Source organism: Bradyrhizobium guangzhouense, assembly GCF_004114955.1.
GTDB lineage: Bacteria > Pseudomonadota > Alphaproteobacteria > Rhizobiales > Xanthobacteraceae > Bradyrhizobium > Bradyrhizobium guangzhouense.
Map to the genome: position 1 here is coordinate 548,057 of NZ_CP030054.1, position 12,362 is coordinate 560,418.

At 59.2% G+C, this 12,362-nt stretch carries 13 protein-coding genes and 2 pseudogenes; 3 read left to right on the forward strand and 12 right to left on the reverse strand.

The annotated features are described in order from the left end of the window. Window positions 1-51 precede the first annotated feature (51 nt). Window positions 52-1,008, forward strand: coding sequence for a Fic family protein (locus XH91_RS39780; RefSeq protein ID WP_232995664.1), 957 nt, complete (start codon window positions 52-54; stop codon window positions 1,006-1,008). 496 nt (window positions 1,009-1,504) lie between these two features. Here XH91_RS39780 and XH91_RS36570 read toward each other — a convergent pair whose 3' ends face one another. From XH91_RS36570 to XH91_RS36600, 7 genes and pseudogenes are all read right to left on the reverse strand, one after another. After that, window positions 1,505-1,903: a type II toxin-antitoxin system HicB family antitoxin gene (locus XH91_RS36570; RefSeq protein ID WP_128929955.1), complete on the reverse strand. Its 399-nt coding sequence runs from the start codon at window positions 1,901-1,903 to the stop codon at window positions 1,505-1,507. 5 nt (window positions 1,904-1,908) lie between these two features. Next, window positions 1,909-2,097 (reverse strand): type II toxin-antitoxin system HicA family toxin, encoded by a 189-nt coding sequence (locus tag XH91_RS36575; RefSeq protein WP_128929956.1) that lies wholly within the window; start codon window positions 2,095-2,097, stop codon window positions 1,909-1,911. A 75-nt stretch (window positions 2,098-2,172) separates the two neighbouring features. Further along, a complete protein-coding gene (locus tag XH91_RS36580; RefSeq protein ID WP_232995571.1) occupies window positions 2,173-2,799 on the reverse strand; it encodes a UPF0149 family protein in 627 nt (208 codons plus the stop codon). Further along, the gene (gene tnpC / locus XH91_RS36585; RefSeq protein WP_128929539.1) at window positions 2,796-4,355 is read right to left on the reverse strand and encodes an IS66 family transposase; all 1,560 of its coding nucleotides are present in this window, start codon (window positions 4,353-4,355) and stop codon (window positions 2,796-2,798) included. Before tnpC ends, XH91_RS36580 begins: the two co-directional genes overlap by 4 nt. Window positions 4,356-4,405: 50 nt before the next feature. Beyond that, window positions 4,406-4,760, reverse strand: a pseudogene (gene tnpB / locus XH91_RS36590) (IS66 family insertion sequence element accessory protein TnpB). Continuing rightward, window positions 4,757-5,230, reverse strand: a complete 474-nt coding sequence (gene tnpA / locus XH91_RS40295; RefSeq protein WP_128929538.1) for an IS66-like element accessory protein TnpA — start codon at window positions 5,228-5,230, stop codon at window positions 4,757-4,759. Before tnpA ends, tnpB begins: the two are co-directional and overlap by 4 nt. 176 nt (window positions 5,231-5,406) lie before the next feature. Next, complete coding sequence (locus XH91_RS36600) at window positions 5,407-5,781, reverse strand: hypothetical protein (RefSeq protein WP_188637391.1); 375 nt, start codon at window positions 5,779-5,781, stop codon at window positions 5,407-5,409. Between the two features lie 68 nt (window positions 5,782-5,849). On the opposite strand from XH91_RS36600, the gene XH91_RS36605 reads away from it, so the two are divergent. Both XH91_RS36605 and XH91_RS39790 read left to right on the forward strand, forming a co-directional pair. Continuing rightward, window positions 5,850-6,179, forward strand: coding sequence for an EAL domain-containing protein (locus XH91_RS36605; RefSeq protein ID WP_128930197.1), 330 nt, complete (start codon window positions 5,850-5,852; stop codon window positions 6,177-6,179). A 224-nt stretch (window positions 6,180-6,403) separates the two neighbouring features. Beyond that, window positions 6,404-6,644: pseudogene (locus tag XH91_RS39790) on the forward strand (IS630 family transposase); the annotation flags it as partial. A 647-nt stretch (window positions 6,645-7,291) separates the two neighbouring features. On the opposite strand, the gene kynU reads toward XH91_RS39790, so the two are convergent. The 5 genes from kynU to XH91_RS36630 all read right to left on the reverse strand — a co-directional run bounded on the left by kynU (window position 7,292) and on the right by XH91_RS36630 (window position 12,344). Further along, on the reverse strand, window positions 7,292-8,506 hold the full coding sequence (gene kynU / locus XH91_RS36610) for a kynureninase (protein ID WP_128929957.1): 1,215 nt from the start codon (window positions 8,504-8,506) through the stop codon (window positions 7,292-7,294). Beyond that, window positions 8,503-9,342, reverse strand: coding sequence for a tryptophan 2,3-dioxygenase (kynA, locus tag XH91_RS36615; RefSeq protein ID WP_128929958.1), 840 nt, complete (start codon window positions 9,340-9,342; stop codon window positions 8,503-8,505). Before kynA ends, kynU begins: the two co-directional genes overlap by 4 nt. A gap of 256 nt (window positions 9,343-9,598) precedes the next feature. Then, a complete protein-coding gene (locus XH91_RS36620; protein WP_128929959.1) occupies window positions 9,599-10,450 on the reverse strand; it encodes an ABC transporter permease in 852 nt (283 codons plus the stop codon). A 2-nt stretch (window positions 10,451-10,452) separates the two neighbouring features. Next, the gene (locus XH91_RS36625) at window positions 10,453-11,298 is read right to left on the reverse strand and encodes an ABC transporter ATP-binding protein (RefSeq protein WP_164933581.1); all 846 of its coding nucleotides are present in this window, start codon (window positions 11,296-11,298) and stop codon (window positions 10,453-10,455) included. Continuing rightward, window positions 11,298-12,344, reverse strand: coding sequence for an ABC transporter substrate-binding protein (locus tag XH91_RS36630; RefSeq protein WP_128929961.1), 1,047 nt, complete (start codon window positions 12,342-12,344; stop codon window positions 11,298-11,300). Before XH91_RS36630 ends, XH91_RS36625 begins: the two co-directional genes overlap by 1 nt. Between the last annotated feature and the right edge of the window lie 18 nt (window positions 12,345-12,362).

The following is a 12,362-nucleotide window of genomic DNA, read 5'->3' on the forward strand; positions in this document are numbered from 1 at the left end:
TTGGCTACGGCGTCTTCACTATTGATCGATCAAGGATCTCCATCGCGCGTGATGAAGGACGACCCGGATTATCAGGACGATCCCGGCGACTTCCGAACGCGCGTAGTCTGGATCGGCGGGAACAAAGACATCGCATATTCAAGTATAAATCCTCCACCCCCACCCGACGTGCCAGATTGCCTCGCTCAGGCGGTCGACTACCTCCGGAACGAGGGCATGCAGCAGATGACTCAAGGGTTCATCACGCGCATGGCCATTGCGCACGCCCATTTCGAAGCGGTACACCCCTTTCGCGCCGGCAACGGTCGCGTGGGTCGTCTCCTCCTCCCGCTCATGATGGCGGCGGAGAAGCGTGTACCGCTGTACCTTTCTCCCTACATCGAAAGCAAGAAGGGCACGTACTACGCATCCCTCAAGAACGCCCAGCAGCGGCTCGACTGGGAGCCGATCATCACGTTCATGGCCGACGCCGTGACCGCCACCGTTGAAGAGCTCATCCGCACCCGGCAGGCGCTGTCGGAGTTGTCCGAACGCTGGAGGGGTCGCCGGAAATTCCGTAAGGGTTTCTGCGGCTCTTCGGGCGCTGGACGAGCTTCACAACTATCCGGTCGTGACGGCGAAACGGCTCCGCGAACTTCTCGACATCTCTACCGCCCAGATCAACCAGGGCATCGCGCAGCTGGAAGAGGTGGGCATCCTACGGGAGCGGACCGGCTACGCGCGCAACCGCGTACGCCGCCTCGGAGGCGCTTGCCATCATCAACCGCCCGTTCGGCGAAGAGCCGGTTCTCGCAAACGTCAGTCCCGAGGTCGGTCCTGACAAGATCTCGGTCGGCCCCAAGGGGCCATAGAGCGAATTCCGGAAGATGGCTGCGGCTCAGAATCGAAGAGGCGCTCCGGCTGCTTCATCGAAATAAATCCGTTCTCTTATGCCGGTATTGGCGGATGAAAAATTTAGAACTGGCAAATTTGGAACTATGGGCAGGCAAACTATGCCGCGAGAGCTAAGCGGATCGTCCAGGTGGTCCACGGCCATGGATGCTCGCGTCATGTTCAACCGCGGCCTTCTTCGCATCCGTCGCAACTGGCCGACCACTGTCCACGCCGCCGGCCTTTATTCGGTATTGGCTATCCGTTGAGCCTACGGCTGGCCGTCTGACAACGAAATCGGCCCCCGCAACCGAATTGCTGCCGGAGCCGGAATTCACCTCGTCCAAATGCTTTCGCCATCAAACTGCAATCCCACGCCTCGTTCCATCGAACGTGGCTCACGGTGCTGTCGACGCAGATCAAGGCGCGCAGGCTCGGAGTGCCGAGGAGTCCGGGGGTGCAACGTAACAGTGCCGGGGACCACGCTCGTGCCGATCGGCAGAATTCAACCTGCGTCTCGGCATGTCGCTTTGAACAGCGTCAACATCGCATCGGCCCACATAGCGGTGCCCATTCCGCAATGCGTCCGTCTGATCGTATTGCGGTCTTTTTCGAATGAACTCAGAGCCTTGATTTAGGCTGCTTCTCCTATGAGTCTCTTCGCGGCCTGAGTTAGGAGGCCCGATCTCGTAAAGCCGTGCGCTTCAGCATATTTGTCGATCTGATTCAGAACGTCCTCAGGAAGGGTGACATTCACACGTATAGCCTTTGGTTGTTCGGGTTTGACCGACACCAAAATAGCTACCCCAGTTCGATGATCAGGATCTGCCATAACATCCTCTAGAGTAGAGGGCTCCGGAATGGCTTCTCCATCTTCAGCAAGACCCTCGATATGAAGGGTGAGGGCTTCCTCTGCCATAGCACGAGCGTCATCAAGGCTTTTGCCTGCCGTGATCACTCCGGGGAAGTCTGGAAATGAGACGCCGAAATCGCTGTCGGCATCCTTATGGATAAGACCAATATAGTTACGCATGGCGCTTACCTCAGTTTGAGACCTGACTGCTTTTCAATACTCTTCAGTGTCCCGAGTGGGACATCCCGTTCGGGGTGCGGAACAATTACGCGACCCTTCTTGAATGGATGTTTGAACTGCACATGGCTGCCTTTCCGGCCCACCTCAAACCATCCATCCCCTTGAAGGATCGAGATAATTTCCCGGCTTTTCATAGTGTGTATTTATACACACTATGTGTAGACTGTCAACCCAATGGTAACCGGTATGAGCTCCCACGTCTGCAGTGATCAGCCTGTGCGAGCGTAGCGGGTCGGCATCCAGTACTGACGCATGGCCTCGACGACGTCCGGAATGTCGGCATGGGCGTTGCGCAGGAATTCCTCGGTCTCGCGGCCTTTCCTTGGTGGTCCAAGCAGTGGACGCCCTTGATCGTCGACGCAATGCAGCAGGATGGGCAGGAGCAAGCCGTGGTGTATGTTGCTGACGTCGAGCAGTGGGCCCCAGGCTGATAGTCGCAACCGCATGGCGGCATGGAATCCCTGACACCACGGCCGCGCATCAACGTCGCCATTCGGCTTGCGGCCATGGACCGGTGCGAACCGATGTGGTGCGGTGGAAAGAACATTACTGATGTCGTTGTGGCGCAGCGCGACGGCCGAAATCGCGGCGAACTCCGGCGTGCCGCCATGGTTGAATGCGTCGGCGTCGATGGCGAGCAGCGGACAGATCCAGTCGAGCGGACTCATCGACACCGGCCCGGCCACGATCGCGGCGACATAGCCGTCGAGCATGGGAAGACTGGTGGCGACGGGATGCTGCTCGGCACGAGCCTGTAGCCAAGGCTCAAGTTCGTCGAGCGGCATCGCGGCTGCCGCCATCGATGATGAAGATGATGAACGGCGGCGGCGGGTCATGCGGCCACCCGTGCGCTGAGCTCGCGGGTCGCCTTCCAGTTCCAGGGGAGAAGTTCGTGCAGCTGGTGGCTCTTGGTCTGACCGGAGACGATGCGCTCCAGCACATCGGCCAGATAGGCCTGCGGATCGAGTTCGTGGAGCTTTGCCGTATTGACCAGCGACGCAAGGATTGCCCAGCTCTCGGCGCCGCCCTCGCTGCCGCTGAACAATGAGTTACGGCGCCCCATCGCAATCGGGCGCATTGAACGCTCGACGGTGTTGCTGTCGACCTCGACGCGGCCATCGCGGAGAAATAGCGTCAGTCCGTCCCAGTGATTGAGCGTATAGTTGATGGCCTCCACTAGCTTCGATTGGGAGAACAGGTGGTCGAGCATCGAGGTCAGTCGCGCCTTCAGCACCTCCATCAGCGGTGCGGACCTGGTGCGGCGGGCGGCAAGCCGCTGTTCGGCGCTCAAGCCACGGATCTCGGCCTCGATGGCGTAGACCGCTTGCAGGCGCTCGATCACTTCGTGAGCGAACGGCGACTGCATCGTCTTGTACACCTCGACGAATTTGCGTCGGGCATGCGCGAGACAAAAAGCCAGCTGGATCGCCCCGCCTTGACCGCGGGCAAGCGCTTTGTAGGCGGCATAGCCATCCACCTGCAGAATGCCGGAGAAGCCGGCCAATTGCCCGGCGATCTCCTCGGTGCCGCGGCCATCCGCAAACACATAGGCGACCGCCGGCGGCGATGGGCCACCCCATGGGCGATCATCCATCGCATGCGCCCAGAACTGGCAGATACGAGTGCGATGTCGTCCGGGATCGAGCACCGGCATCGGCGTCTCGTCGCAGAACAGCCGCGGCGAAGCCTGGATCGTCCGCAGCTGAAGCTCATAAAGACTCTTAAGCCACCATGCCGCACGCTTCACCCAGCCGGCGAGCGTCGCGCGGTCGAGATGAAGGCCCTGACCGGCCAGGATCTGCACCTGGCGGTACAGCGGCAGATACCAGGCGAACTTCGAGATCACCACGTGAGCCACGAGTGCCGTCGATGCCATGCCGCTGTCGATCAGACGCGGCAGCACCTTCGCCTGCACCACGCCGTCGGTGCAGCCGCGGCAGGCGTATTTGGGACGAATCGTGCGCAGTACCCGCAGGATCGCCGGGATCACGTCCAGTACCTCGCTCACATCCTCGCCGATCCGGTGCAGAAGGCCCTGGCAGCACGGGCACGCTGTCGTGTCTGGCTCGAGCACCTGCTCGCAGCGAGGCAAATGCTTGGGTAGCGCGCCGATGTTGCGCCTCGCCTTCTTGCGCGGCTTCCCAGCCGGCTTCGTCGCAGGCAAATCGTCGTTGGCTGGCGCAGGTGATGTGACGCCAGTCGCGAGATCGTCCAGTTCGAGCGCGAGCTGCTCGGCCACGATCGCCGCCAGCCGCTCTGAGCGCTTGCCGAAGATCATCTCCTTCAGCGTCTGCATCGCCACACGTAGCTTCTCGTTCTCGGCGTCAAGCGCGAGCACCATCTCGGCCAGAGCCGCTGCATCGGTCGGAAGAGCTTCGGGACGAATCGCCATGATCGAACGATATATCCGCCCATCACAGGCTCCAGCAAAATCTTCGCCTCTCAGCCGACAACGGCCGGCTGCTTCACAGGCTTGTGTGAAACACGCGTCCACTCAAGTCCGTCGAGCAGCATCGCGAGTTGTGTCGCACTCAGATGCACCACGCCGTCGCGGACCGGCGGCCAGGTGAAGTGTCCCTGGTGCAGCCACTTCGTCACCAGCACCATGCCGCTACCATCCCATGCCAGAAGCTTCACTCTGTCCGCGCGCTTGCTGCGGAACACGAAGATGTCGCCGCAATACGAGGTTCGCGTGCAACGCTTCGCTCACCAGCGCCGACAGCGTGTGCACCGACTTGCGAAAGTCGACTGGCTGTGCCGCCAGCACCACCTTGAGGTCAGACCGTAATGCAATCAACGGATGCCCCGAAGCGCCGATAGCACTGTCGAAAGCGTCGCCAGCTCCACTCCGGGCTCGACCCGGATGCGTGCCCCGCCCAGCTCGATCTCGATCATTCCGCCAAGCTTGCCTGGAGCCGATGCCATCTGCGGCGGCACCTTATGCGCGCACGCTAACCGGTCCGACTCGTCTGCCGTCGCCGGACCGCTCTCGGAAGCGATCCGGACCGGCACGAAGCCTGGCGCCTGAAAGCTCACTGCCGTCGCGAACTTGCGCCGCCACACCGTCAGCAACCCACGGACAACGCCATGGCGCCGAGCGACCTCGGAAATATTGGCCCCTTCCTCGAAGCTCTCGGCCACGATCCGAGCCTTCTCTTCAGCCGTCCAGCGCCGTCGTCGACGCTGCCCTGTGATCACCTCGATCCGACGATAGGAGCCGCTTTCCTGCCTGGCATCAAGCCTGGCTTCATGCATGGCATCTGCCATAGCCCACCTCCAAAAAACAGTTCATGCCAGGCTGTATCGCAGCTCATTCGCGCGATGCCCAGGTGGGGGGCTCATGCCGGTTACACCCAATGTTGACCCCAGGGTTCCGCCTTCGATACCGGAATTTCTGAGGCGGCGGTAACAGGACCGAATCTGCAGCGGGCTGGCGTGTGGCTCTAAGCGGTTGGCTGATACAGTGTTGGAAACCAACGATCGACAACCGCAGTTGGGAAGCCGAGCTTCACCGGCGAGCGTGTTGTGGACGAGACGAGGTAACCCTTTTCAATAAGGGAGTTGAGCACCGCCCGCGCCTGGCGCTCTTTGTAGCCGGTGAGGCCGCGCGCAGGGCCCCGAGCATATTCGCCCGCCATGACCGCTTCGCGCAGCAAAGGCCATGAACCCTTTGGAAGGCGCTTTGCACGCGTCTCCTCCTCGGTCCAAATCTCCATCCGCCTCAGTAATTCTTCCGGCTCCAAAAGCCCGGCCATGAAGTTGACCTGGTCAACACAGGTGGCCAGGAAGAATTTGCAGAAATCAAGAAGCCCTGCCATCGTAAGATTGCCTCGGCTATCGAGGTCGCCGCGACGCGGCTCGTCAGCAGCCTGCAGATAGGCGTGGTATTCCTCGTGAAGCCAAGTCAGTCGATTACCTCCACGCTTTCCTATTCGATCGCATCAAAGTCGATCGCCCCTTCGTCGCGGAGCTTGGAACCAACCAGCGCTCCGACGCGATCATGCGTGCCATCGTGAGCAGGACCAGGAGTCTTGGAATACCGCTGCTGGCCGAGGGTATCGAAACGGAGCAGCAATGGTCGTGGTTGCCCAAACTCGGCTGCAACGCAGCACAAGGCTATTTGATCGGTAGGCTAAAACTGCCACACGCCGTTTTGTCCCACATGATGAGTGGCAGGTCACGTCGACGAAAGATGGGGCTTGGGCACTCCGTGTAATGCACATTGTAGCATACCGTTCGGGACCGTGAAGATCATGAAGTCTGCTTGATTTGCCGATGACAGCAGATCTTTCTGGTCGCTTTCCGTGACGCGCCTTTTCTTATCATTTTTCGAAATAATTTCGATCGGGAAGTGGGCATTGCGACGACGGCGCCGGAAGGCGCGCGACCAAAAAATTCGACGGTTGCGGGCGAGGGGGCCAGACGGCTTGGCCGGCAGGTCACTACACCCCGAAACACGCCAGTTGGCTCATCATGGTCGAGTGCGAGATCAGCGTGTTTCAGCGCCAGTGTCTTGGCCGCCGCATCGACGACCCCAAAAGGTCCCGAAACGAGATCGCAGCATGGCAAAGCCGGCGAAGCAAAACTCGAGCTCGCATCAAGTGGATGTTCGCAACCTGACAAAGCACGCGCCAAACTCGGCCGCGCCTATCCAGCCACCGCAAAGAGTCAAAATCACTGAGCTGAACCACTAGGTGCTCGCGCATTTTAGTCGTTCCAAAAAACGTTAGGGTGATCCCGCTCAAATTTCGGAGTTTCAGTCGTTTCCGACACCGATAAGCCGGGCTAGTAAGAGCAATAACCAGAAGGCACCGTTCATTCGAACACTCCCTTCTTCTCTACGCCGAAACGACGCACTCCATCCTGCTTCGATCCGTCGCGGAACGAGGAGCGGAGCTCCTCGCCGGGGGCGCTCGGGAACGGCATGCATGCCTATCTGTAGGTTCAATCCTAATTCGGACTCCGTAACGATGAATTAGGACACCGCGGTTAGGCGGAGATCGTCGGGTGCTTCCTCAGTCCCACCCGACACAGCTTAAATGCGTATATCGGAAAAGGGAGGTCCCGGCGGCAAACCGGGGCTTTTTCGTTTGGCTCAAGGCGGTAAACACAAAAAGGCAAAAACGCCGCCCGCTTGAAAAACCGATGCGAGCGGCGTTTAGCCAGCCAAGGGAAGGTGATGCAAAATCCCAGCGAGCACTAGTATGCACAGACTGTAACACGATTTTGTGTCGGGGAAAGGGACACCCGCCAGACGAGTACCTGCTATCTCGCAGCAGGGTATTGTGTGTGAGCAGACTTGGTGGAGACGCACGCATTGCTAAGCGCTCATGTCACGGCATGCACAACGTCATATTCTGGCCGCCGCCAAAGCTCCCGCGTAAATACCCGCTCGATCACCTCGATTGCTCTCATCACTTCGGCCTTGCCGATATAAAGCGGGGTGATACCGAACCGCATGATGTCGGGCGCCCGAAAGTCGCCGATCACGCCATGGGCAATCAGGGCTTGCATCGCTGCGTAGCCCCTTTCAAATGCGAACGAAACCTGTGAGCCTCGCTCTTCATGCGAGCGCGGCGTCACCAGCCTGAGCTGCGGGCAGAGACGCTCGACTTCGCCAATCAGCAGATCGGCGAGCTCGAGCGAGCGAGCGCGGACTTCATGCATGTCGATGCGGTCCCAGATATCGAGCGAGGCTTCCAGCGCTGCCATAGCGAGCACGGGCGGAGTGCCGATCCTCATGCGCTCAATGCCAACTGCTGGTGCATAGCCGAGATCGAAGGCGAAGGGCTTGGCGTGGCCCATCCAGCCCGACAGAGCAGGCCGCGCGTGATCAGCATGGCGCGGCGCAATGTAGAGAAACGCCGGCGCCCCAGGGCCGCCGTTGAGATACTTGTAGGTGCATCCGGCCGCGAAGTCGGCGCCAACGCGTGCGAGATCGACGGGCAACGCGCCGGTAGAATGTGCGAGGTCCCAGACAGTGACGATGCCCAGTGCGTGGGCTCTTGCGGTGAGCTCGGCCATGTTATGACGCCGCCCCGTGCGATAGTCCACCTCCGTGATATAGAGCACCGCGATTTCCTCGGACAGCGATTCCTCTATCTCCTCAGGCCGAACGAGCCGCAATTGGTGCCCGCGTCCCAAGGTCGCGATCAAGCCTTCGGCCATATAAAGATCGGTCGGGAAATTGCCGGTATCCGACAACACGATTTTGCGATCACGATTCATCTCGAGCGCGGCGGAGAGCGCCTGATAGACCTTCAACGACAGCGTATCGCCAACGGTGACAGACCCAGTTTCAGCGCCAATAAGCCGTGCAATCCGATCACCCAGCTTGCGCGGCTGCACATACCAGCCGGCAGTATTCCAGGCGCGGATCAGCTCGACGCCCCACTGCTGCTGGATGACGCGGCCCATTCGATCAGCCGTGCTAAGCGGCAGCGGACCAAGCGAATTGCCATCCAGATATGTCACACCGTCCGGAATGTTGAACAGCGGCTTTGTCTGTTCGTAAACGCGCAATCTGTTTTCTGTAGTGCTCATAGGACCGTTCGGACGCGCCAGAGTTCCGGGAATAGTTCGACCTCCAGCATTCGCTTGAGATAGCTGACGCCGCCGGTGCCTCCCGTACCTCGTTTGAAGCCGATGATGCGCTCCACGGTGGTCACATGGTTAAAGCGCCAACGGCGGAAATAGTCCTCGAAGTCGACGAGCTTCTCAGCAAGCTCGTAGAGCAGCCAATGCGTTTCCGGCGCCTCATAGACACAGCGCCAGGCCTCGACCACTGCATCGTTGAGGCGATGCGTTTCACGGACATCACGTTCCAGTACGGAGCGCGGAATCGCAAGCCCCTTGCGGTTGCCGAGGCGCAGCACCTCGTCGTACAGGCTTGGGATTGTGAGCTCCCTCTCAAGAAGCCGTGTCGCCTCCGCATCATGCGCGTGCGGCTTCAGCATGGCTGGATTGCGATTGCCCAAAACATATTCGATGAGGCGGTACTGACGGGATTGGAAGCCGGACGACTGTCCGAGCTTCGCCCGGAAATGCGTATACTCGCTTGGCGTCATCGTGCGCAGCACGTCCCATGCGCTGTTCAACTGTTCGAAGATACGTGAGACGCGCGCCAGCATTTTCATTGCCGGCGCGACGGCGTCGCGTGCAATCGCGTCGCGGGCCGCACCCAATTCATGAATGGCAAGTCGCATCCAGAGCTCCGAGGCCTGATGCTGCACAATGAACAGCATCTCATCGTGCGCATCCGACAGCGGATGCTGCGCGCTGAGAATGGTCTCCAATCGCAGATAATCGCTATAGGACATCCGCGCAGCGAAATTCGTTTCTGCGCCTTCTGCTGTTGGATCGTAGTCATTGTTGGCCATCGCGGGCGTCCTTAGTCAGACCGATCAGACAAGGGGTGAGCTCTGACCAGGGATCTCTTAGTGGGACGACTGCGCCTGCAGGGGTTGCGATTTGGCTCGACGACGAGACGACTCGGAACCTCCCGCCTGATCCGGACATCCCCCATCAGCTCGGCTTGGCAACTTAAGCTGAGACGTTCACCGCCGCCCACCCGCGCTGCGAGCGTGCCAAATTGCGCATTCATCGTCGCTGTTCCATCATCTGCCGGTCGACGATTTATGCAGATCTTTCGAACTGCGGCTGCCAACGCAAGAGGTATGATTGCAAATATTGTACAAGCAGCGCCAGCATGGTTCCGACGATCATCATTATAAAGATCGCGACCATCATTTCGCTGGCATTGGCGCGTGCCTCTGCCTCAATGATGAGCTTGCCGAGGCCACGTTCAGCGCCGATAAACTCTCCGACGATCACGCCGACAAGTGCAAACGACACTGCAGGGAGCAGAGACGCGAACACCCAGGCCAGCGCAGACGGAATGACAACGGTACGCAAGATGGTCAGCTCGCTCGCGCCCAATAGGCGGGCGGCGGCAATTTGATCTCTGTCGACCGCCCGCGTGCCTTCGAACGTATTAAAGAACACGATGAAGAACACGACGAGTGCGGCGGTCACCACCTTCGACACATCGCCAAGGCCAAACATGAGAATGATCAGTGGCACGAGCGCGATGCGTGGGATCGAATTGAACGCCAGAATGAACGGTCCAAATATGCGCGCAAGAACGTCCGAGCGTCCGAGGAGGAGGCCAACGACGATGCCGGCGGCCGAGCCGAACAGAAATCCCCACCAAGTATTCTTCAGCGTGACAAGCGTCGCTATCCAAAGATTGTTATCGGCATTCCTGAAGCAGACCAGAAAATCCGATGGGTCGTTGAGGCAGCTAAGCCGCAAGAAGCTCTGCCAGATCAATGACGGCTTCGCCACGAAATACGGGTCGAGAATCTTGGGAACATAGGCTCTTGGCAGAACTGCTTTGCTCCATTCAAAGCCCCATTGCCAAATCACAAGCAGAAAAGCGAAAATTGCGATCTGCCAGAGCACGATCACCTGACGACGGGTAGCCATGATCAATCGGCCTTGGTACGGCGAAACTCTTCGCCAAGCGAATGCCAGATGTGAGAATACAGGCGGCCGAATTCGGCCGTTTCGCGCAACCCGACTGGATCTCGCGGACGAGGAAAGGGCACCTGGAAGTCATCCTTCAGCCGTCCGGGCCTTGCGGACAGGACGATGATGCGGCTGGCCAGTGTAAGCGCCTCGCCGAGGTCGTGAGTTACGAACAGCACAGTCTGCCGTTCGCGCTCCCAGATATCGAGCAATGTCTTGTGCATTTCCAGCTTGGTATGAGTATCAAGCGCGCCGAAAGGCTCATCCATCAGGAGAATTTCAGGTTCGAGGATGAGGGTGCGCATTAAGGCCACCCGCTGACGCATCCCGCCCGAAAGCATCCGAGGAAAGCTCTGGCCGAAGCCAGTCAACCCGGCCTTTCCAATCGCATCGGCAACCCGCGCGGAACGCTCCGTCTTCGTGATACCGGAGATTTCGAGCCCGTAGCCGATATTCTGCTCGACCGTTCGCCAAGGAAATAGTGTGTCGCGCTGAAACACGTAACCGACGTTGGAATTTACCTTGCCGGTATCAACTAAGTCGCCGTCGACGAGAATTCGGCCGCCTGAATGTGGCAAGAGCCCGGCCACCATGTTGAGGATCGTGCTCTTTCCGCAGCCGGAGGGGCCGAGCAAGGCAACGAATTCGCCTTGGCGAACCTCGAATGATACATTGTCGACGGCAGCAAAATCGCCTCGACCGGCGCTGAAGCGCTTAACTAGTCCTTGCACAGCAATCCGAGTGCGACCAGCGTCCGCATTCGTCGTTTCTCGGGCAACGGCGAGGCTGGGGCCAGGCGCGGACATCACTTGTATTTTGCCTTCGCTACATTGAGAAAGCTCATATCGACAACGTCCTCGTATGCAGTCTCCGGAATTTCTGTACCCTTGCGGGACCAAATTCTGCTGCCCCGATCATAGGCGGCTTTGTCGATGTTTCCGTCATATGCCCAAGTCAATTTGTCAAAGCCAAGCTCTGCGCTAACGGCGGTGGGATCGATTCCAGAAAACCACTTGGGCGCAACCAGTGCCTGGACTTCGGCGAGCGGCGTCGTTTTGACCCACTTCATCGCCCGATAAATCGCGTTCACGAAGGCCTGTACCGTCGGCTTGTCCTGCTCGATCGTGTCCGCCAGCGTGTAGACGACCAGCACCGGAACCGTGCCCCCGAAATCTTTCTCAAACATCCCCGGTTGGGAGGTATCGTAGATCAGAGTGCCAAAGCCCTTTTTCTTGATTTCGATGATCCAACTTGGCGGTGCCATGATGGCATCAAACTGCTTGGTTTCGAGAGACGGAAACATGATCTCCTGCCCGCCGCCAGCGACCCAATTCACTTTTCCGCCAAGCCCTCGTGCTTCAAACAGATAAGTGCCATAGACCCAACTGCCCGATCCGATGGCCGTGGCCGCGATGATCGGCTTGGCCCCGTCTGGGCGCTTGTAGGCCGCTAGCTTCTCGAGCGACGTGATGCCGCTTTCATAGAGGTCTTGCCGCACAACAACATTGGCGTACGAGCACGCCATTTCAGTTGCGAGCAGAATTTTGCATGCCTTGCCGCGCGCCGTGAGTTGAAGGGGGTGACTGGCGTCACCGTGGGCGAACATCGCTTGGTCCGAAGCGAGCATCTGGCGACCGAAACTGCCCGAGTTGCCTGTAATCAGTTTCGAATTGAGTCCTTCATCCCTGAAATAGTTCTTGAGCTCGGCGATCATGCCGATGGCATAGATTGGCGTTGTGGGGCCGAAGGCGAGGGTGACCGGCTTGCCTTGAGCGCGCGACTGGCTCGGCAGCAACGAGGTGCCCGCAAATGCGGAGCCCGAAACAAGGACTCGGCGCCGTGTGATGGTCATGCATTACTCCCCTGCTGC

Excerpts from the sequence above, each read along its gene's own strand:
- XH91_RS39780 (WP_232995664.1), top strand. The coding sequence starts at position 52 with ATGAAGGACGACCCGGATTATCAGGACGATCCCGGCGACTTCCGAACG.
- XH91_RS36570 (WP_128929955.1), bottom strand. The coding sequence starts at position 1,903 with ATGCGTAACTATATTGGTCTTATCCATAAGGATGCCGACAGCGATTTC.
- XH91_RS36575 (WP_128929956.1), bottom strand. The coding sequence starts at position 2,097 with ATGAAAAGCCGGGAAATTATCTCGATCCTTCAAGGGGATGGATGGTTT.
- XH91_RS36580 (WP_232995571.1), bottom strand. The coding sequence starts at position 2,799 with ATGACCCGCCGCCGCCGTTCATCATCTTCATCATCGATGGCGGCAGCC.
- tnpC (WP_128929539.1), bottom strand. The coding sequence starts at position 4,355 with ATGGCGATTCGTCCCGAAGCTCTTCCGACCGATGCAGCGGCTCTGGCC.
- tnpA (WP_128929538.1), bottom strand. The coding sequence starts at position 5,230 with ATGGCAGATGCCATGCATGAAGCCAGGCTTGATGCCAGGCAGGAAAGC.
- XH91_RS36600 (WP_188637391.1), bottom strand. The coding sequence starts at position 5,781 with ATGGCAGGGCTTCTTGATTTCTGCAAATTCTTCCTGGCCACCTGTGTT.
- kynU (WP_128929957.1), bottom strand. The coding sequence starts at position 8,506 with ATGAGCACTACAGAAAACAGATTGCGCGTTTACGAACAGACAAAGCCG.
- kynA (WP_128929958.1), bottom strand. The coding sequence starts at position 9,342 with ATGGCCAACAATGACTACGATCCAACAGCAGAAGGCGCAGAAACGAAT.
- XH91_RS36620 (WP_128929959.1), bottom strand. The coding sequence starts at position 10,450 with ATGGCTACCCGTCGTCAGGTGATCGTGCTCTGGCAGATCGCAATTTTC.
- XH91_RS36625 (WP_164933581.1), bottom strand. The coding sequence starts at position 11,298 with ATGTCCGCGCCTGGCCCCAGCCTCGCCGTTGCCCGAGAAACGACGAAT.
- XH91_RS36630 (WP_128929961.1), bottom strand. The coding sequence starts at position 12,344 with ATGACCATCACACGGCGCCGAGTCCTTGTTTCGGGCTCCGCATTTGCG.